Genomic DNA, 19447 nt, shown 5'->3' on the forward strand with positions numbered 1-19447 from the left:
TCATCCTAGACCGAGCGGTGCTGCTGCCTTGGTTTCAGGGGCTCATGCGAGCCTCCAGGGTGTCTGGGTGGTCCACGGCAATGCCATGACCGGAACTATTTCACCGGCTGCCACACCTTCGGGTGGAACGGCCATGAACCCGTCGGCCCAGGCGAGTCCCCGCATCATTCCCGGTCCTGTGTGGGGAACGGGCAGGGCAAGTCCGTGCTCGAAGGTGCAGGGCACCAGCCGGGTCCTGGCCGGATCCGGCTCGAAGTCTGCGCCCGAGGTCAGCTGTCCCGCCTGTGGCAAGGGCCCGTTTCCAAGGGCAGCCAACAGCGGCCCGCCAAGCGTCACGAGGGACAGCATGGCAGCAAGCGGGTTGCCGGGAAGGCCTACGATGAAGCGGCCGTCCGGGAGTCCCGCCAACACGGCCGGATGGCCCGGACGCATGGCTATTCCGTCCAGCAGCAGCGTGCCGCCCAGGGCGTCCACCGCCGCGCGGGAATGGTCGGTACCGGATTTGCCGGTACCGCCGGTAGTGATGAGGACCTCTGCGGACGGGCCCGCCAGGGCCTCCAGCCATTCCTGGTACGAGTCGCCGATCCGTCGCTGCCCGGCCGGTATGCCGCCGAGCTGGGAAATGACGGTGTCCAATTGCGGCCCAAAGGTATCGCGAACCTGTCCCGGCCGCGGCTCGCCCGAGGTCACCACCTCCGCGCCGGTAAGTACGACGGCGACCCGGGGCTTGCGCTGTACGCTCACCTGGTCCTGGCCTGCTACGGCAGCCAGGGCGATGTGCGCCGGATTCAGGCGGGTGCCTGCGGGAATGAGGACATCGCCCGCCGAGGCTTCTTCCCCCGCGGGGCGTACATGGCGGCCCGGGAGTGTTTCGCCCGGCTTCGAGTCCTGCCTGAGCGCGAGTTGCCGCAAGCCGGAGGGGTCCTGGGTTACCTGGCCGCTTTCCTTCCGGAGGATGCCGGCAGCGCCCTCGGGAACAAGTCCGCCGGTGGCGATGACGCTTGCCTCGCCGGGGCCCAGGGGTGTTCCGGGTGGAGTGAGGATCCATGGCCCGCTGCCGCTGATGGCCCAGCCATCCATCGCTGAAGAAGCATAGTGCGGGATGTTCCGGCGGGCCACGACGTCACGGGCCAACACCGCTCCGATCGCTTCAGGGAGCGGCACCGACGCGGACCCGAGGGGCGCGGCGCAGGCAAAGGCAAGCTGCCGCGCTTCCGCCCAGTTTGGAGCGTGCGGCTTTCCGCAGGCCTCGCTGGGGGTGGGGGTGTCGGCGACGACTTGTGCGAGCATGAATGCCCACTTCCTCGTGTGGGGGAGTTGTTAAGTACAGATGCCGGGGGCGGGCAGGGCCTTCCCGTCTTGCTTACCCTGCTGCCCCCGGTATCTGTGGTTCCGTACTAGGCCTTCACGTATCCGTTGGGGTTCAGTACGAACTTTGTTGCCGCTCCGGCGTCGAACTCCGCGTAGCCGCGGGGAGCGTCCTCGAGCGGGATGGCCTTGGCGTTGACTGCCTTCGCAATCTGGACCTTGTCGTGGAGGATGGCCATCATGAGCTGGCGGTTGTACTTCATGACTGGGCACTGGCCGGTGGTGAAGGACAGGGATTTGGCCCAGCCGGTACCCAGGGAGAGCGAGAGGGAGCCGTGCTTGGCGGCGTCGTCGATTCCGCCCGGGTCGCCGGTGACGTACAGGCCCGGGATTCCGAGGGAGCCGCCGGCGGCCGTGATGTCCATCAGCGAGTTCAGTACGGTGGCCGGCGCCTCGTGGGAGGCGTCCTTGCCGTGACCGCGGGCCTCGAAGCCCACAGCGTCGATGCCCGAATCAACTTCCGGGACGCCGAGGATTTGTTCGATCTGGTCCTTGGGATCGCCGTTGGAGACGTTGACGGTCTCGCAACCGAAGGAGCGCGCCTGCGCCAGGCGGTCCTCGTTCATGTCGCCCACAATCACGACGGCGGCACCCAGGAGTTGGGCGCCGACAGCGGCGGCGATTCCCACCGGACCGGCACCGGCAACGTAGACCGTGGAGCCGACGCCGACGCCGGCGGTGACGGCGCCGTGGAAGCCCGTCGGGAAGATGTCGGAGAGCATGGTCAGGTCCATGATCTTTTCCAGGGCCTGGTCGCGGTCCGGGAAGCGCAGGAGGTTCCAGTCCGCGTAGGGGACCAGGACGTATTCGGCCTGGCCACCTACCCAGCCGCCCATGTCGACGTAGCCGTAGGCGCTGCCGGGGCGGTCGGGGTTGACGTTGAGGCAGATGCCGGTCTTCTGTTCCTTGCAGTTCCGGCAGCGGCCACAGGAGATGTTGAACGGCACCGAGACTATGTCGCCCACCTTGATGAATTCGACGTCGGGGCCCACCTCGATCACTTCACCGGTGATTTCGTGGCCAAGGACCAGGTTCTGCGGTGCCGTGGTTCGGCCGCGGACCATGTGCTGGTCCGAGCCGCAGATGTTGGTGGTCACGGTGCGCAGGATGACGCCGTGGGGCACCTTCCTGCCGACGTTTGCCGGGTTGACACCCGGTCCGTCCTTCAGTTCGAACGTCGGGTACTCGGTGTTGATGATCTCAACTACACCGGGTTCCTTGTAGGCGACTGCTCTGTTTCCTGACATGACACTCCTTAGGCCATTTGCTGCTGCGGAAATGTGGACTGGCCAGTTGCCCGAAAGCGGCGCTTCGGTGAGGAAATACCTCCCCAGGTTTCAGGCCACCGAAGCGCCGTTCACGGACAACTGGACAACTGTGGTGCTGGCTCTAAGCGACGTCCTGCAGTTGCGCGGCGGCTCCGGCTGAGGCCACCGTGTGATCGTTCTCCACGGTGCTGCCGCTGACGCCGATGGCTCCGATCACGGCGCCGGTGCTGTCGTGGAGCGGGATGCCGCCGGCGTCAACCACGGCAATGTTCATGGCTGTACCGGTTTCTTGGGCGGAGCTGAGGGCAGCAGCCAGGACGGCGTCGGCGGCGGTTTGGGTGATGTCAGACAATGGTTCTCCTTTGATCATGTCTTGTCACGGGCGGTTGCTGGAAAGTCTTTGGCGGTGCGCGGCGAAGGCCAAGCACTGATATCTTCAGATGGTCATCAAAGATATATCAGTCACATACTATGGCACCGATCACACTCTGTACAGGTCCTAGGCAGGCTCCATCCGGATGATGACGGACTTGGAGGTGGGAGTGCCGCTCGTGTCCGCAACCGAATCCAGCGGAACAAGCACATTCGTCTCCGGGTAGTAGGCCGCAGCGCAGCCCTGGGGCGTGGAGTAGGCGACGATCCGGAAGTCCTCGGCCCGGCGCTCGACGCCTTGGAACTCGGAGACCAGATGGACCATTTGGCCGTCGGTGAATCCCAGCTCGTCGATATCGGCTTGGCTGACCAGGACTACGCGCCGGCCACCGTGGATGCCCCGGTAGCGGTCGTCCTTGCCGTAGATGGTGGTGTTGTACTGGTCGTGGGATCGGAGGGTCTGGAGTACCAGGCGGCCCGGCGGGATCTTGATGTACTCCAACTCGTTGCCGGTGAAGAGTGCCTTGCCTGACGGGGTATCGAAGGCGCGGGCGTCCCGCGGCGGGTGGGGCAGGACGAATCCACCCGGGTGCTGGATCCGGTCCTCGAAATCCTCAAAGCCATCGATGACGGCTTCAATGTGTTTGCGGATCACCGAGTAGTCGTCCCGCATGGAGATCCAGGCGGCGCGCGGAGCGTTGGGCAGGGGCCTGTTGTCAGTGTCCGTGAACAGCCGGTGGGCGAGGTTGCACACGATCGCGACTTCCGAGTGCAGGTGCTCGCTGGCCGGCTTGAGCCGGCCACGTGAAGCGTGGACGGCACTCATGGAGTCTTCCACCGTGACCCGCTGGTCGCCGGAGGCCTGCGTGTCCTTCTCCGTGCGGCCAAGGGTGGGCAGGATCAAGGCCCGCTTGCCCGTGGAGAGGTGCGAGTGGTTCAGCTTGGTGGAGATCTGGACGCTCAGCGAGGTGTTGGCCAGGGCATCTTCCGTGACCAGTGAATCCGGGGCCGCCCGGACAAAGTTGCCGCCCATGCCCATGAAGAACCGCACTTTGCCGTCCCGCATGGCCCGGATCGCCGCAACGGTATCGAATCCGTGTGCACGCGGGGACAGGAAATCGAATTCGTGGTCCAGGCGGTCGTGGAACTTTTCCGGCATCTTTTCGAAGATGCCCATGGTGCGGTCGCCCTGCACGTTCGAGTGTCCGCGCACGGGGCAAACGCCGGCCCCGGGCTTGCCGATGTTGCCTTGGAGCAACAGCACGTTGACCACGTCGCGCAGGGTGGGAACGGAATGCTTGTGCTGGGTGAGTCCCATGGCCCAGCAGACGATCGTGGCGTTGGAGGCCAGGAGGCGCTCACCGGTGGCGTGGATCTGTTCGAGCGTAAGGCCGGACGCAGCGACGATGTCATCCCACTCCACCTTTTCCAGGTGCCGCAGGTAGTCGTCCACGCCCACGGTGTGGTTGTTGATGAACGCGTGGTCCAGCACCGTGGTCAGGCCAGGGGTGTTCCGCCCCGAGGTCTCTGCCTCCAGCAGGTACTTGCCCAATCCTTGGAAGAGTGCCTGGTCCCCGCCGGCGCGGATTTGCAGGAAGTCGTCCGTCAGCTTTATCCCGGACACGACGCCTGATACGTGCTGCGGGTTCTCGAAGTGCAGGAGTCCGGCTTCCGGCAGCGGGTTGATGGAGACGATGACGGCCCCGTTCTTCTTCGCTTTCTCCAGGGCGCTGAGCATGCGGGGGTGGTTGGTGCCGGGGTTCTGGCCGGCAACGAAGATCAGCGAGGCTGTTTCGAGGTCGGTGAGGCTGACGGAGCCCTTGCCGATTCCGATGGTTTCCACCAAGGCCGAACCCGAGGATTCGTGGCACATATTGGAGCAGTCCGGCAGGTTGTTCGTGCCGATGCCGCGGACCAGGAGCTGGTACGCGAACGCGGCCTCGTTGGACGTGCGTCCGGAGGTGTAGAAGACAGCCTCATCGGGGGAGGCCATGCCGCGCAGTTCCTCGGCCATGAGATCGTAGGCGTCGTCCCAGCCGATCGGCACGTAATGGGTGGCACCCTCGTCCAGGAACATGGGGTGGGTCAGCCGGCCCTGTTGGCCCAGCCAATAGTCGTCACGGGTTTTCAGGTCCGCCACGGAATGCGCAGCGAAGAATTCCGGAGTGACCCGGCGGCGGGTGGCTTCCTCGGCGACGGCCTTGGCACCGTTTTCGCAGAACTCGGCGGCGTTGCGCTTCTCGTGCTCCGGCCAGGCGCAGCCCATGCAGTCGAACCCGTCCAGCTGGTTCACGGCCATCAGCGTCTGCACGCTGCGGATCGGTCCCATCTGCTCGAGGGAGATCTTCAAGGCATTCGCGACGGCGGGAATGCCCACGGCTTTCGTCTTGGGTTTGGTGACGGTCAGTTTCGACTCGTCGATGTTATGGAGCGGTGCTTTGGAAGCCATTGCTTCATCCCTTCACTTCTGGTCAGCCAACGGTTCCGGAAACGAGTGACGCCGTGCCGGCTTCACTGGGTTGTGCGTGCGCCGCCTCGACCGTGTGCAGCAACAGCAACGCCGTCGTGACGGAGCCGACGCCACCGGGAACCGGCGACAACGCCGCAGCCACGCCGCTCACACTGGCTTCGTCGACGTCACCCACCAGCGAGCCATCGGGCAAAACGTTCGTGCCGACGTCGACCACTACCGTATTTTCGGTGACGTGGGCGCCGGTCAGCAGGCCCGTGCGGCCCGCGGCGACAACCACGACGTCGGCAGGCTGGGTGTACGTCTCAAGCGGACCCGACTTGGAATGGCAGACCGTGACGGTTGCGTCCCGTTCCAGCAGCAGCAGCGCCAGCGGCTTGCCCACCACGGCGGAACGCCCGACGACGGTGATGTTGCGTCCCGCTACGGGGACCTCAAAATGCTCCAGGAGTTCGACGACGGCCCGGGCAGTAGCCGGCGCGAAAGCCGGCCGTCCCACTGCCAAACGTCCCAGGCTGAGGGGATTGGCGCCGTCGATGTCCTTTTCGGGGGCGATGAGACCCACCAGGCCGTCCGCCCTGACGCCTGCCGGCAGGGGGGTCTGCAGGATGATGCCATGCACTGAGGGCTCGGCGCTGAGGTCCTTCAGGACGCTGGCCAGGACCTGCTCGGTGGCGTCGGGGCCAAGGTCCACGATGCGGCAATCGATGCCTGCCCTGTCCGCTGCGCGTTCGATCGACCTCACGTACCAGTGGGTGGACTCGTCATCGGTGGCGACCACCACTGCGAGGGTGGGATGAACGCCGTTGTGCAGGGCAAGGCGGGCTTGGTCCTGGGCACGTTGCTGGATCAGCGAAGCGAGCCTCTTGCCGGAGAGCACTGCGGTGGTGGTCATGCGAGGATCCTTTCGCGGACGCGCTTCACCAGGAGGTCCGCAGCCAGGACCACTTTGTCCTCGAGGCCGTCGGTCTGCGTGGCGAGTTCGGCACGGATGGACTGGTCTTTGATGGCCACCACATTGATATCGATGTTGACCCGGGCGGTGGTGGCCGCGGCCCGGGCGGCATCGGCCGCGGCAGCGATGTCGCTGATGACGTTGGCGTTGGCCACGTCGAAAAGTTCGGTGGCGAGGGCAACGATGTTGCCGGCAAGCCTGATGAGTTGGGCGGGGGTCTGGGCGGCTTCCACGAGTGCGGCATCGATGGCTGCCTTCTTGGCGGCCTTGAGTTCCTCGGTGTCGGAGGGAAGCTTGTAGGAATCGATCACGCCCTGGAACGCGGTCTCGTCGGCGTCGGCGAGGCCAAGCGCCTCCTCGCGGTGCTGGTCGGCATCGTTCGTGATCCGGGCGACGAGTGCGGAGTGCTCGGCGTACTTCTCCCCGGTGGTGTAGCGGGCCACCATGGACACGAGGGCAGCGCCCTGGGCAGCATGCAGGGCGGCGGCCGCACCACCGCCGGGCGTCGGCTGGCGGGCTGCCAGCCTGGCGAGGTAATCGTTGATGGTCTCTGAACTGATCATGGGTCTTCCTGGGTTGGAGAAAGAGGAAGGCAGCGGCCCGGACCCGGTTGCGAGGGGAATCGGGTCCGGACCGCTGCCTGGTGTGGCCTCGGGCAGGGTTAGCCGCGGAGCCTGCTCATGGTGGGGTCGTACAGCGGATCCTCGGTGACGGTCGCCTGGATGCGGCGTCCGAAGTATTCGATCTCCACGGAGTCACCCAAGGAGACTGCGGACGGAAGGTACGCGTAGGCGATCGGCTTCTTGACCGTGTAACCGAAGGCCGCGCTGGTGACGTAACCAACGGCCTGGTCCTTGTAGAACACCGGTTCCTTGCCCAGCACGAGGCTGCGGCCGTCGTCGACCGTCAAGCAGCGCAGGCGACGCGCGGAGCTTTCTTCGCTGCGGCCTTCCAGCGCAGCCTTGCCCACGAAGTTTTCCTTGGTCATCTTGACTGCGAAGCCGAGGCCGGCTTCGAAGGGATCGTGCTCCGTGGTCATATCCGTGCCCCAGGAACGGTAGCCCTTTTCGAGGCGCAGCGCGCTGAACGCGGCGCGGCCGGCGGCGATGACGCCGAACTGCTGGCCGGCCTTCCACAGCGCATCCCACAGGCGCTGGCCGTTGTCTGCGCTGGTGTAGAGCTCCCAACCGAGTTCGCCCACGTACGACAGCCGCATGGCGGTGACCGGAATTCCGCCGATCACTACCTCCTTGGAGCGGAAGTACTTGAGGCCGTCGTTGGTGAAGTCGTCGTTGCTGATGGTTCCCACCAGGTCGCGTGCCAGCGGACCCCACAGGCCGATGCAGCAGGTGCCGCCCGTGGTGTCGCGGACCTGGACCCAGTCCTCGGCGCCGCCGTTGGCGGTCTGGTGGCGGGCGGCACGCTCAAAGTACGCGGTGTCGATGTTGCCGTTGGCGCCGAGCTGGAAGGTGTCCTCGCTCAGGCGCGCCACGGTGATGTCGCTTCGGATGCCACCGGCGTGGTCCAGCAGCAAGGTGTAGGTCACCGCGCCGGGCTTCTTGGATACGTCACCTGTGGTCAGTTCCTGCAGCAGCTTCACCGCGCCGGGGCCGGAAACTTCCAGGCGCTTCAGCGGCGTCATGTCGTACATGGCCACAGCCGTGCGGGTCTTCCACGCCTCGGCTGCTGCGATGGGGGAGCTGAACATCCCGGACCAGGCGTCACGAGCTGGCGGCTGCCATTCGTCGGGCATGTCCTTGAGCAGTTCGGCGTTGGCCTCGAACCAGTACGGGCGCTCCCAGCCTGCGCCTTCCAGGAAGAATCCGCCCAACTGCTTGTGGCGGGCGTGGAAGGGGCTGACGCGGAGGTTGCGCGGAGACAGCTTGGGCTGCAGCGGGTGCAGCACATCGTAGATTTCCACGAAGTTCTGCTGCGACGTTTCGCTGACGTATTCGGGGGTGAGCTGGACTTCTTCGAACCGGTGGATGTCGCAGTCGCCCAGGTCGATCTTGGACTTGCCATCCACCAGGACCTCGGCAACTGCGCGGGCAACACCGGCCGAGTGGGTCACCCACACAGCTTCTGCCACGTAGAAGCCGTCCACTTCCTTGGACTCGCCCACCAGTGAGCCGCCGTCCGGGGTGAAGGAGAAGATGCCGTTGAAGCCGTCTTCGATCTCGCTCTCGCGCAGGGCCGGGAGGATCTGCTTGGTGGCTTCCCAGGCCGGGAGGAAGTCCTCCAGGGTGAAGTCCAGGCGGGAGGGCATGTTGTGTTCGGTGATGCTCTCCGGTGCGTAGGAACCGAGCTCATCCAGGTCAACAGGCATGGGTTTGTGGGCGTAGGAGCCGATGCCGTAGCGCTCGCCGTGTTCGCGGTAATACAGGTCCTGGTCCTGGTGGCGCAGGATGGGCAGCTGTGCGCCGTTGGGCAGTTCGTTCTTGCCCTTCTGCGCGGGGACCGGGGTGGTCTTGACGTACTGGTGTGCCAAGGGAAGGAGCGGCACGGACATGCCGATCATCTCGCCGATCTTCGCGCCCCAGAAGCCGGCACAGGACACCACGATGTCAGCCGGGACCACGCCGTCGGCCGTCTGGACGCCAGTGACGCGGCCGCCCGACTGCTCAATGCCGGTGACCTCCGTGTTGCCCTGGTACTTCACGCCGGCAGCCTCGGTGCGCTTGATCAGGAGCTGGACTGCGCGGGCGGCGAGGGCCAGGCCATCGCTGGGCACGTGCAGGCCGCCCAGGATGTCCTCTTCATTGATCAGCGGGTAGAGGGCCTTGCACTCTTCGCGGGAGAGGATCTTTCCGTCGATGCCCCAGGCCTGGGCGTAGCCGAGCTTCCGCTTCAGGTCCGCGAGGCGGGTTTCCGTGGTGGCTACTTCAAGGCCACCAACCTGGTTGAAGCAGCTCTGGCCGTCCTCGGTCAGGGACAGCAGCTTCTCCACCGTGTACTTGGCGAAGAGCGCCATGGTCTTGGACGGGTTGGTCTGGAAGACCAGGCCGGGTGCGTGGGACGTGGAGCCACCCGGCATGTTGAGCGGACCCTGGTCCAGGACGGTGATGTTGTTCCAGCCGCGTTGAACGAGTTCGTCGGCGAGGTTGGTGCCGACGATGCCGGCTCCGATGATGACAATACGGGGCGTCGATGCCATGAAAGTTTCTCCTGCTGTAATTCGGGCGGGTCTTGGGCGGGCTGGCTAGCGGAAGATGACCGTGCTGGTCTGGTCCAGCAGGACGCGGTGTTCGCAGTGCCAGCGGACGGCGCGGGAGAGAGCCAATGCCTCTGCGTCCTGGCCAACGGTGGAAAGGGCGGTGGGTCCGTAGCTGTGGTCCACGCGGATGACTTCCTGCTCGATGATCGGGCCCTCGTCCAGGTCTGCCGTGACGTAGTGGGCCGTGGCCCCAACCTGCTTCACGCCGCGATCGTAGGCCTGGTGGTACGGCCGTGCACCCTTGAAGCCGGGGAGGAAGGAGTGGTGGATGTTGATGGCGCGGCCTTCAAGCTTGCGGCACAGGTCGTCGGAGAGGACCTGCATGTAGCGGGCCAGGACCACCAGGTCGGCGTTGTATTCATCCACCAGTTCCAGCAGCTTGGCCTCTGCCTCGGCCTTGGTGTCCGCGGTTACCGGGACGTAGATGAACGGCAGGCCTGCTGCCTCAGCCATGGCCCGGTGGGTCTCGTGGTTGGAAACAACGGCCACCAGTTCGCCGCCGAGGCTTCCTCCGCGCCAGCGGAAAATGAGGTCGTTGAGGCAGTGGCCGAACTTGGAGACCATCACCAGGACACGCTGCTTGGTTTGGTCATGGAAGCTGAACTTCATGTCGAAGCGCTCCGCGATGGAACGGAACTCGTCCTCAAGCTGCTCCGGGGAGTAGCTCTGCGGTCCGGAGAAAGCGGTGCGCAGGTGCAGTGTCTGGCGCAGGCTGTCGTCGAACTGCTGGTGTTCTTCGATGTTGAAACCGCGATCGAAGAGGAAAGTGGTGACTGCCTGCACGATGCCGGGCTGTTCGACACACGACAGTGTGAGTACGAACTTCTGCGCTTGCTCGTCCTTGAGCTGGCCGCGTTCGACCGGGAGCGTGCTGAGGTGTGAGTCTGAAGCCACGAGGGTCATGTGTCCTCCTTAGATGGTGTTCCTAGATATATTCCTGAAATGCGTACTGATATATTAGGATTGAGATCAGCGTATACTGGACCTTGGAACGGGGTCAATAGGTTTTTTCGAACTGAGGAAGGGGCTCGGCACCATGGCACTCGAAACTTTGGCACCTGCTGCAGACGCGGGCAGGAAGTCCTTGGCTGACATCGCCTACGAAAGTGTGCGCGACCGCCTCCTGACGCTCGACATCAAACCGGGCGACCTCCTCAATGACGACCAGCTCGCCAAAGAGATCGGGATCGGACGCACCCCCGTGCGCGAGGCCCTGAAGCGGCTCGAGCTGGATCGGCTGGTAGTGACCTACCCTCGCCGGGGTACGTTTGCCACCCGTGTGGAGGTGACGGACCTTGCGTTCATTTCCGAGATCAGGGTGCAGCTTGAGCCTGTTGCTGCCGCCAGGGCAGCCCGCGTGGCCACGCCGGCCAGCCGTGAGCATCTCCGGAACGTGGCGCGCGAGGTGCAGGCCTTCGATCTCCAGGCGGCCACGGTAGTGGAGACGCTGAGGCTTGATGCCAGCGTCCATCAAGGGATCTACGCCGCGGCGGCAAACCCGCATCTGGAAGATGTCCTGATCCGCTACGACAACCTGGCAACCCGGATCTGGTGCATGGTCCTGGACCGGCTGCCCAATCTGGAGCACCACGTCCACGAGCATGTGGATCTCCTGCAGGCTGTTATCGATGGTGAGGAAGAAAAAGCAGCCGAACTGGCGCGTATCCACGTCAGCGGATTCGAGCAGGCCGTGCGGCAAGCCTTGTTCGCCGCCTGAGTTTGTCAGGGTTCGTCTGTGGGCCGTGCGTTAAGGATCCACTGCGCCCTCTTTTGGAGGATGTCCAGGGATTCCTTGATCAACGGCGACGTCATGCTGCCCCGGCGAACCGCGGCCACAATGCGGCGTGCCGGCTTTCCCTTTCCGGAGATGCGTAACCGGACCACGTTTTCGGCATTGTTCAGGGGCGCCAGGCGCGGCAGCAGTCCCACCCCCAGCCCGGCGCCTACGAAGGCGATCTGGGTTTCCCACTCAACCGCCTCATGGGCAATCCGCGGCGTCACTCCGACGGCCGTGAACGCGGCGGTAAACAGTGCGTGATAGGTGGACCCTGCGGTCTCGGTGATCCAAGGCTCCGATGCCAGCTCATCGAGCGTCACGGTTTCCCGCGCTGCCAGCGGGTGGTCGGCCGGAATGATCACGTCCAAGGGATCGTCGAGAAGGACGGTCTGCTCGAAACGGGGATCGTCCTCGGCATAGCTGTCCGATTGCATGGCGACGATCACCGCAAGGTCGATGCGCTCTGCCACCAACAGGTCGAAGCAGCGGGACGGGTTCGCTTCGAGGACCTGCACCTCCAGTTGGGGGCGGGTTGAGCGCAGCGTGGCGGCGAGCGGCGCGAGCAACTGGGCTGCCGCCGTCGAGAATCCTCCCAAGCCAAAGCGCGACTGCACTTGTTCGCCGGCTTCCATGGCTGCTGCGCGCAGGCTCTCCCACTCCGCCACGAGGGCGTCCGATCCGGCCACCAGGAAACGCCCCGTGGCGGTCAGCCGCACGCCCCTGCCGTCCTTGGTCAGCAGCTGCATTCCCAGCAGGCGCTGGAGTTCGCGCAGCTGGGCGGACACTGCGGAAGGGGAGTATCCCGTGAGTTCGGCGGTTGCTCCGACCGTGCCACAACGGGCAAACACGCGAAGGGTATTGAGCCTTGCATCGATCATTAACCCATCATGCACCGAATGTGCATGGTTATCTCCTAAATGTTGCGCTTTTGTTGCAGTGCCTGTGACCCTAATCTCTTACTACGAAGACTTCGAAAACACCGGCCGCGACGACGCATTGCCGGTCCCCCAGATTCACCCACGTACCCAGCCTCCCGGGAGGAACCCATGACTGCTCCAGCGAACGCACCCCTCAACACCCGCGGAAAACTCGCTTCAACACTGCCTGCAGAACAGCTGGCGGAAATCTCCGCGCTGTTTGAGTTCCGCCGCACGGGCTATTCCCTCGACGCACCGTTCTACACGGACCCGACCCTCTTCAAGATCGACATGGAGGCCATCTTCGGCCAGCACTGGATCTTCGCCGGAAGCGTTGCCGAACTGCCGGAGCCGGGCGACTACATCACGGTGGACTACGGCCCCTACTCCCTGATCGTCCTGCGCACGGATGAAGGCGAAGTCAACGTCCTGCACAACGTCTGCCGCCACCGTGGTGCCCGCGTCCTCACCGAAGCCGCCGGCTCCACCGGCAACCTGGTCTGCGGCTATCACTCCTGGACCTACTCGCCGGAAGGCAACCTGATCCACGCCTCCGCTCCCGGCGAGGCCAAGTTCGACAAGAACTGCTTTGCCCTCAAGCGTGCCCACAGCCGCGAGGTTGCCGGTCTCATCTTCGTCTGCATCGCGAACGAACCGCCCACGGACTTCGACGAGACCTCCAAGATCTTCGAGCCCTACCTCGCACCGCACGACCTCTCCAAGACGAAGATTGCCTACCAGCAGAACATCATCGAAGAGGGCAACTGGAAGCTCGTCATGGAGAACAACCGTGAGTGCTACCACTGTGACGGCCACCCGGAACTCGCCTGCTCGCTCTTCCCCACCTGGGGCCTGACTGAGGGCCTGATCCCCACGCACCTTGAAGAGGTGTGGGACCGCAACAAGGAAGCCCAGTCCTCCCTCGAAGAGCGCTGCCGCCGCTACGGACTTCCCTACGAGGTGGTCGAGGAGCTTGACACCCGTATTGCCGGTATCCGCATTTCGCGCGAATCCCTGGACGGCGAAGGCGAATCCTTCTCCCCTGACGGGCGCAGGCTCTCCAAGAAGCTGCTCGGTGATTTGCCGGACTTCCGCCTTGGCCGTTGTTCGATGCACTTGCAGCCCAACAGCTGGTTCCACTTCCTGGGCGACCACGTCATCACGTTCGGCGTCTTCCCCATCAACGAACACCAGTCCCTGGTCCGCACCACCTGGCTGGTAGCCGACGACGCCGTTGAAGGTGTTGACTACGACCTGGACAAGCTCACCTACACCTGGAAGCAGACCAACATCCAGGACAAGGCATTCGTCGAACTGTGCCAGACCGGCGCCGGCAGCCCCGCCTACGAGCCCGGCCCGTACATGAAGAGCGAATACCAGGTAGAGGCCTTCATTAACTGGTACGTTCAGCGCGTTCAGGAGCACTTGGCATGATCGAAGTCCTCACCGAAACGGCAATCCAGGAACCACAGCGTATTCGCGGTCTTGAGATGCCGTGGAACCGGGTGATGGGCAGCACCGAGGCACCCGCCCGCGCTGCCCGCGCCCTGGGGCCGTGGCATCCGCAGGAGTTCATGGCCGAGTGCGTGGAGACCGTTCCCGAGGCCGGCGGCCTGATGACGTTCGTGTTCCGCCGCTGCGACGGGGCACCCCTCGCGTTCCGGGCAGGCCAGTATGTCAACATCGCCTTTCCCGTGAATGGCGAGGACCAGGACCCGGTGGACCGCAGCTACTCGCTGTCCAGCTCGCCAACGGAACCGTGGACCTTCAGCATCAGCGTCAAGCGCGACGCCGGTGGCCTGGTGTCGCCGTGGGTACATGAAAACGTCAAGCCCGGTACGGTCCTGGAGATGCTGGGACCGGTGGGAGCCTTCCACCTGCCCGATGCCGACCGGCGCGCGCGGTACCTACTGCTGGCTGCCGGCGCGGGTATCACACCCATCATGTCCATGGTGCGGACCATCCACTCACTGCCGGGGCATGCCGACGTCGTTGTCCTCTACCACGGGGCGGAGGCGGGCGGCTTCGCCTTCCACAGCGAGCTGGCGTACATCGCCTCCGTGGATTCGCGCATCCGGGTGTTCTACTCCTTGGGTGACCGCAACAAGCCCGAAGACTGGGAGGGTCTCAGCGGCCGTCTCACCGCGGCCATGATCGATGAAGTGGCGCCGGACGCCAACGGACGCCAGGTGTACGCCTGCGGTCCCGAGGGATACCTGAATACGGCCACGGAGCTGCTTAAGAAGGTAGGGGTGGACGACACCTCGATCTACATGGAGTTCTTCTCGGGTGACCGGCAGACGCTCCTCGAATACGCGGCCGAAGTGGCCCTCGCCGCGGACATCGCGGAGGAAATCGCCGAGGAAATCGCCGATTCAGCGGAGGACTACTTCGAAAGCCAGCCCGCAGCGTTCGGGCTGTACGAGCCCGGCTATGACGCCGACGGAACCTTGGAAGCCACGGGACTGCCGCTGGAAACGGTCGACGCCGAACCGTCAGGTTCCGCTGCCGACGCCGGTCCGGTCGCCTCGCCGGAGCCCGAGGCCGCAACCCCGGATGCGTCGAACTTCGACACCGTGGGAACGGGTAGCCTCACCATGTCCTTCCTGCGCACGGGAATCAACGTCCGGATCGATCCCTCCGAACACATCCTGGGGGTGGCCCAGCGCGCCGGTGTGCGGATCGGTGCGAACTGCCAGGAAGGCATGTGCGGTTCCTGCAAGGTGGTCAAGCTGTCAGGCGACGTGGACATGAACCACCAAGGCGGGATCCGGAAACGGGAAATCGATGCCGGCAAGTTCCTGCCGTGCTGCTCAACAGCGCAGACCGACCTGGTGATCGACGCCTAGTTCCGTGGCCGCCACAGTTGGGGCTTTTCTGCCAGCTCGGACATCCATGGCCGTTGGCCGTGGTGGACGGTGAGCCCGTCGGGGATGCCGCGGATCGTGGCTTCGGTGCCTGAGGCGTCGATGGTGATCCGCGCATCCCCCATGGGGGCGTTGCTGATGTGGAGATCGCCGAATTCCCGTGGAAGGACGGGGTCCAGCCAGATGCCGCCCAAGGAGATGTGCGTGTCATAGCGCATCAGCGAGGTGACAACGTGGATGGGCGTGGTGGCGGCCCAGGCTTGCGGTGAACAGGCCGTGGGGTAGGGAACGGGTTCAGTGAACTGCTTCCGGTCGAAGCCGCAGAAGAGTTCGGGCAACCGTCCGCCGGAATACTCGGCGGCTTCGAGGAGCGCGGTGCCGATCCGCTGGGCTTCCTCGACGTACCCGTACCTGAGGAGCCCGGACATGATCAGGGCATTGTCGTGCGGCCAGACCGAGCCGTTGTGGTAGCTGGCCGGGTTGTAGGCCGCCATGTCCGTGGCCAGTGTCCTGACGCCCCAGCCGCTGAACATCCGGGGCGACATCAAGTGCTCCACCACCGAGGGGACTTTGTCCTCGTCCATCAACCCGAACCACAGGCAATGCCCCATGTTGGAAGCGCAGGCATCCACCGGACGCTTGTCGCCGTCCAGGGCCACGGCATAGTAGCCCTTGTCCGGCAGCCAGAAGTCTTCGTTGAATTTTTGCTTCAGGCGGTCGGCGCGTTCCCGCAGCTCGTTCGCCAAGGCGAGGTCGCCGTCGTCGTACGCCATCCAGGCGCGCGCCACATAGGCGCCGTGCACGTATGCCTGGACCTCGGCCAGGGCGATGGGCGTTTGGGCCAGGGTGCCGTCGGCAAAGTTGATGCCGTCCCACGAGTCCTTCCAGCCTTGGTTGATGAGGCCGTGTTCGTTGGGCCGGCCGTACTCCACGAAGCCGTCGCCGTCACGGTCGCCGTAGTTTTGGATCCAGTCAAGGGCCCGGTCGGCGTTGGGCAGCAGCTCCTTGATGGTGTCCTTGGAGAATCCCCAGCGGCTCACCGAACCCAGGACCACCATGAAAAGGGGAGTGGCATCGACGCTCCCGTAATACGCCGAGTTTCCTTGCAGGGCCTTGCCCGTGCTGACGTCGAGGCGGACCTCGTGCAGGATCTTGCCCGGTTCCTCTTCGGTGTCCGTATTAACCTCGGTGCCTTGACGGTCCGCGAGCGTGCGGAGCGTGCCCAGGGCCAGTGACGGATCCACCGGCAACGCCATCTCCGAGGCCCAGAGCGAGTCGCGTCCGAACAACGTCATGAACCACGGGGCGCCGGCCGCCACCACCACCCGGTCCGGATGGTCGGGATCCTGGATGCGCAGGGCACCCAGGTCCTCGTAGCTGCGGCGAAGCGTGCGTTCGATGGAGCGGTTGCCGATCTGCAGGGCCGGGATCCTGGCTACCCATTCCTGCCTCCGGCGATCGCTCGGCGACAGCTCGCCCGCGGCCGGGTGCGTGAACGGAACCGAAGCGCCTTCCACTGTGGGGGCCACGCTCACGCGGGTGCTCCACGTGCCAAAAGCGGGAACCTTGACTTTGAAACCGAGGGCCTTCGCACCAACGCCCGCGCCCTCGGCCCGGATCACCACGGACTTCCTGATGCCTTCCCAGATGCCGCGGATTTCCAGGGAGTCGTTTTCGATGCGCCGGGTTTCGTGCCACTCCCGGGTGATGCGGGCTTCCTTGACCTCGAACAAGTCCGCGAAGTCCGCCTCCACAACCAGGGTGATGCGGCAATCGGCCGGCTCCCGGGAGTAGTTCCGCACGGTGATGTGTTCCAGGATCCCTGCGCCCACTTCCCGAAGCCGTTCCACCAGCAGTGGGCTGTCCGCATAACCGTCGGCGCGGGGGACCCGGCAGGCGAACAGGGCGCGGTACGGTTCCTTGGTCTCCGCCGCCAGGGATTCCAAAGGCTGATCGTTGATGGTCAGTTCCCACCGGGAAACAATGCGGGTATCCAGGTGGAACACGCCGTGTGGCAGTTCGGGCCGGATGTCCCCGTTGGATGCGGAGATGCAAAAGGACGAGCCCTCAACCAGGGTGACCGTTCCGGAACCAAGCGGACCGGCGGCCGTGTCAGCATTCCATCCAGCCACGTGAAGCTCCTTATTCACAGCGTCGGCAGGGTCGTTCTCGACGCTACGCCGGAGGGCACACGGAAGCCATACCCCGAAGGGCCGGGATGACGCCGGAATTCCGGAGTGGGAGATGCAACCGAGAGTTAACCTTCGCCCCGGCGTGCGGCCCGCAGATAGCGTCTATAGTGAGATTTGTAGCACTCGCTGATGCAGACCGGCGGCCCTTTTATGGCCGGAGGCCTATCCAATGACCGATACCCAGATCGGCGCATTCCTGCGTGAATGCGTTGTGTACGAAGAAGACAGCGAAGAAGGCCTGGATTTGGAGGCCCTGTACGGCCTCTACATCAGTTGGTGCGTCCTTGGCAGCAAGGTGCCCATTCCGGACAGTGCGTTCATCACTTCTGTCCGCATCAACGGCGTGAAACACGACAAGCGCGAGGGAATCCGCTTTTACCCTGGCCTGCGCATGGTGGGCGACGCTGCACGTGACTATGTCCTCAACAGCGTCCCCGCGGCGTACGAGGTCAACGTCCCGCCGCTGCCCATCACCGATGAGGACGAGCCGCTGCCCACCGCAGTCTGAGTTTGTCCAGAGCAGATGCCCCCGGGAACACTTTTTGGGGGCATTTGCCGTCTATAGACTCGGAAGGGTGACTCAAGTGAAGCCATCCATCGTCTGGTTCCGTGACGACCTCAGGGTCCGGGATAACCCGGCCCTGCGTGCCGCCGTCGACGATGGAGCGGCCGTGGCCCTGTTCATCCTCGACGAAGAATCGCCGGGAATCCGCCCGCATGGCGGCGCCGCGCGGTGGTGGCTGCACCATTCCCTGGCTGCCCTCCGCGAGGACCTCGACGCCCTCGGCATCCCCCTCCTGCTGCGCCGCGGACCCGCCGCGGAAATCGTCCGGAAAACCACGACGGCGGCAGGTGCGGGCGCGCTGTATTGGAACCGGCGGTACGGCGAAGTGGAGCGGACAATCGACGCCGGCGTCAAGTCCTGGGCGGGCGACGAAGGCTTGCACGCGGAGAGCTTTCAGGCGTCCCTGCTCCACGAGCCTTGGAAGGTCTCCACCAAGACCGGCGGCCAATACAAGGTGTTCACGCCTTTCTGGCGGGCCGTGTCCGAGCTGGACTTCCGGAAGCCGCTGCCCATCCCCGCCACGGGGCATGGGTTCAACGGCGAGCTTCCGGCGTATGAGGACCTGGACTCGTGGCACCTCCTGCCCACCAAGCCGGACTGGGCGGGCGGTTTGAGGGAGCGCTGGACTCCAGGATCCGCGGCCGGACATCGGCGCTTGAAAGCTTTCGTGGACCGCGGCCTGGACGAGTACAAGGACGGCCGTAACCGCCCGGACGAGGACGGCAGCAGTTGCCTGTCGCCGTACCTGCGCTGGGGGGAGCTCAGTCCGTTCGAGGTGTGGCATGCGTTGGGGCCCAAGCGCTCGGAAAGTGCGTCGATCTATGCCTCCGAGCTTGGCTGGCGGGAGTTCTGCTGGCATCAGTACTTCCACAATCCCAACCTCGCCACGGCCAACCTGCGTACTGAATTCGACCGGTTTCCGTGGGCGTGGCCGGGCGCTTCGGGCGGCGCGGAAGACGGCAAGCACCCCGGCCACGCGTCCGCGGCGCAGGAACTCCGCGCGTGGCAAAAAGGGCTCACCGGCTTCCCCATGGTCGATGCCGGCCAGCGGCAGCTCTGGCAGTGGGGCTGGATGCACAACCGGGTGCGGATGGTGGCCGCGAGCTTCCTGGTGAAGAACCTGGGAATCCATTGGCAAGTGGGCGAGCAGTGGTTCTGGGACACGCTGGTGGATGCCGATCCCGCCTCCAATCCGGCCAACTGGCAGTGGGTTGCCGGCTCGGGAGCGGACGCCTCGCCCTTCTTCAGGATTTTCAACCCGGAGGCCCAACGGACCAGGTTCGACCCCGGCGGAAAGTACATCGCCCATTGGATTCCGGAGTTCGGCACACCCGAGTATCCCGGGGAAATCGTTGATCTCAAGACCACCCGGCAGGAGGCCCTGGAGGCCTACAAGGAGCTCAAAAGCGTCACTGGAAATTAGTAGGAAGTCCGAGTATATTCGGGATCAGAGATGATCTGGATCACAGTTGGCAGCGTTTT

Annotated in this window: 15 protein-coding genes; 5 read left to right on the plus strand and 10 right to left on the minus strand. The window is 64.7% G+C overall.

Annotated elements, in window-relative coordinates; all coding sequences use genetic code 11:
- Positions 1 to 42: 42 nt before the first annotated feature.
- The 8 genes from ACFVSJ_RS11905 to purU form a co-directional block, all read right to left on the minus strand.
- On the minus strand, positions 43 to 1290 hold the full coding sequence (locus ACFVSJ_RS11905) for a molybdopterin molybdotransferase MoeA (protein WP_387436999.1): 1248 nt from the start codon (positions 1288 to 1290) through the stop codon (positions 43 to 45).
- A gap of 107 nt (positions 1291 to 1397) precedes the next feature.
- Entirely contained in the window at positions 1398 to 2615 is a 1218-nt protein-coding gene (gene fdhA, locus ACFVSJ_RS11910) for a formaldehyde dehydrogenase, glutathione-independent (RefSeq protein ID WP_387437000.1), read from the minus strand.
- Between the two features lie 142 nt (positions 2616 to 2757).
- A complete protein-coding gene (locus ACFVSJ_RS11915; protein ID WP_387437001.1) occupies positions 2758 to 2988 on the minus strand; it encodes a heme-binding protein in 231 nt (76 codons plus the stop codon).
- Positions 2989 to 3135: 147 nt separating this feature from the next.
- On the minus strand, positions 3136 to 5457 hold the full coding sequence (locus ACFVSJ_RS11920; protein WP_387437002.1) for an FdhF/YdeP family oxidoreductase: 2322 nt from the start codon (positions 5455 to 5457) through the stop codon (positions 3136 to 3138).
- Positions 5458 to 5479: 22 nt separating this feature from the next.
- Complete coding sequence (locus tag ACFVSJ_RS11925) at positions 5480 to 6373, minus strand: bifunctional 5,10-methylenetetrahydrofolate dehydrogenase/5,10-methenyltetrahydrofolate cyclohydrolase (protein WP_387437003.1); 894 nt, start codon at positions 6371 to 6373, stop codon at positions 5480 to 5482.
- A complete protein-coding gene (locus ACFVSJ_RS11930) occupies positions 6370 to 6996 on the minus strand; it encodes a cyclodeaminase/cyclohydrolase family protein (RefSeq protein WP_387437004.1) in 627 nt (208 codons plus the stop codon). Before ACFVSJ_RS11930 ends, ACFVSJ_RS11925 begins: the two co-directional genes overlap by 4 nt.
- A gap of 98 nt (positions 6997 to 7094) precedes the next feature.
- The gene (locus ACFVSJ_RS11935; RefSeq protein ID WP_387437005.1) at positions 7095 to 9587 is read right to left on the minus strand and encodes an FAD-dependent oxidoreductase; all 2493 of its coding nucleotides are present in this window, start codon (positions 9585 to 9587) and stop codon (positions 7095 to 7097) included.
- A gap of 45 nt (positions 9588 to 9632) precedes the next feature.
- Positions 9633 to 10550, minus strand: coding sequence for a formyltetrahydrofolate deformylase (purU, locus tag ACFVSJ_RS11940; RefSeq protein WP_387437006.1), 918 nt, complete (start codon positions 10548 to 10550; stop codon positions 9633 to 9635).
- A 133-nt stretch (positions 10551 to 10683) separates the two neighbouring features.
- Here purU and ACFVSJ_RS11945 point away from each other — a divergent pair, with 133 nt between their 5' ends.
- On the plus strand, positions 10684 to 11364 hold the full coding sequence (locus ACFVSJ_RS11945; protein ID WP_387437007.1) for a GntR family transcriptional regulator: 681 nt from the start codon (positions 10684 to 10686) through the stop codon (positions 11362 to 11364).
- Positions 11365 to 11369: 5 nt separating this feature from the next.
- Here the strand turns inward: ACFVSJ_RS11945 and ACFVSJ_RS11950 are convergent, their stop codons facing one another.
- The gene (locus ACFVSJ_RS11950; RefSeq protein WP_387437009.1) at positions 11370 to 12302 is read right to left on the minus strand and encodes a LysR family transcriptional regulator; all 933 of its coding nucleotides are present in this window, start codon (positions 12300 to 12302) and stop codon (positions 11370 to 11372) included.
- Positions 12303 to 12470: 168 nt separating this feature from the next.
- Here ACFVSJ_RS11950 and ACFVSJ_RS11955 point away from each other — a divergent pair, with 168 nt between their 5' ends.
- Both ACFVSJ_RS11955 and ACFVSJ_RS11960 read left to right on the plus strand, forming a co-directional pair.
- On the plus strand, positions 12471 to 13775 hold the full coding sequence (locus ACFVSJ_RS11955) for an SRPBCC family protein (RefSeq protein WP_387437010.1): 1305 nt from the start codon (positions 12471 to 12473) through the stop codon (positions 13773 to 13775).
- Positions 13772 to 15190 carry a ferredoxin reductase gene (locus tag ACFVSJ_RS11960; RefSeq protein ID WP_387437011.1) on the plus strand — a complete coding sequence of 473 codons (1419 nt, stop codon included), beginning with the start codon at positions 13772 to 13774 and terminating at the stop codon, positions 15188 to 15190. The genes ACFVSJ_RS11955 and ACFVSJ_RS11960 overlap by 4 nt, the downstream gene beginning before the upstream one ends.
- Here the strand turns inward: ACFVSJ_RS11960 and ACFVSJ_RS11965 are convergent.
- Positions 15187 to 17340 (minus strand): glycogen debranching N-terminal domain-containing protein, encoded by a 2154-nt coding sequence (locus ACFVSJ_RS11965; protein ID WP_387437012.1) that lies wholly within the window; start codon positions 17338 to 17340, stop codon positions 15187 to 15189. The genes ACFVSJ_RS11960 and ACFVSJ_RS11965 overlap by 4 nt on opposite strands.
- A gap of 229 nt (positions 17341 to 17569) precedes the next feature.
- Here ACFVSJ_RS11965 and ACFVSJ_RS11970 point away from each other — a divergent pair, with 229 nt between their 5' ends.
- On the plus strand, positions 17570 to 17908 hold the full coding sequence (locus tag ACFVSJ_RS11970; RefSeq protein WP_387437013.1) for a hypothetical protein: 339 nt from the start codon (positions 17570 to 17572) through the stop codon (positions 17906 to 17908).
- 76 nt (positions 17909 to 17984) lie between these two features.
- Entirely contained in the window at positions 17985 to 19388 is a 1404-nt protein-coding gene (locus ACFVSJ_RS11975; protein ID WP_387437076.1) for a cryptochrome/photolyase family protein, read from the plus strand.
- Positions 19389 to 19447 lie beyond the last annotated feature (59 nt).

The organism is Paenarthrobacter sp. NPDC058040 (assembly GCF_042885775.1).
Classification (GTDB): Bacteria; Actinomycetota; Actinomycetes; order Actinomycetales; family Micrococcaceae; genus Arthrobacter.

Excerpts from the sequence above, each read along its gene's own strand:
- ACFVSJ_RS11905 (WP_387436999.1), bottom strand. The coding sequence starts at position 1,290 with ATGCTCGCACAAGTCGTCGCCGACACCCCCACCCCCAGCGAGGCCTGC.
- fdhA (WP_387437000.1), bottom strand. The coding sequence starts at position 2,615 with ATGTCAGGAAACAGAGCAGTCGCCTACAAGGAACCCGGTGTAGTTGAG.
- ACFVSJ_RS11920 (WP_387437002.1), bottom strand. The coding sequence starts at position 5,457 with ATGGCTTCCAAAGCACCGCTCCATAACATCGACGAGTCGAAACTGACC.
- ACFVSJ_RS11925 (WP_387437003.1), bottom strand. The coding sequence starts at position 6,373 with ATGACCACCACCGCAGTGCTCTCCGGCAAGAGGCTCGCTTCGCTGATC.
- ACFVSJ_RS11930 (WP_387437004.1), bottom strand. The coding sequence starts at position 6,996 with ATGATCAGTTCAGAGACCATCAACGATTACCTCGCCAGGCTGGCAGCC.
- ACFVSJ_RS11935 (WP_387437005.1), bottom strand. The coding sequence starts at position 9,587 with ATGGCATCGACGCCCCGTATTGTCATCATCGGAGCCGGCATCGTCGGC.
- purU (WP_387437006.1), bottom strand. The coding sequence starts at position 10,550 with ATGACCCTCGTGGCTTCAGACTCACACCTCAGCACGCTCCCGGTCGAA.
- ACFVSJ_RS11945 (WP_387437007.1), top strand. The coding sequence starts at position 10,684 with ATGGCACTCGAAACTTTGGCACCTGCTGCAGACGCGGGCAGGAAGTCC.
- ACFVSJ_RS11950 (WP_387437009.1), bottom strand. The coding sequence starts at position 12,302 with ATGATCGATGCAAGGCTCAATACCCTTCGCGTGTTTGCCCGTTGTGGC.
- ACFVSJ_RS11955 (WP_387437010.1), top strand. The coding sequence starts at position 12,471 with ATGACTGCTCCAGCGAACGCACCCCTCAACACCCGCGGAAAACTCGCT.
- ACFVSJ_RS11960 (WP_387437011.1), top strand. The coding sequence starts at position 13,772 with ATGATCGAAGTCCTCACCGAAACGGCAATCCAGGAACCACAGCGTATT.
- ACFVSJ_RS11970 (WP_387437013.1), top strand. The coding sequence starts at position 17,570 with ATGACCGATACCCAGATCGGCGCATTCCTGCGTGAATGCGTTGTGTAC.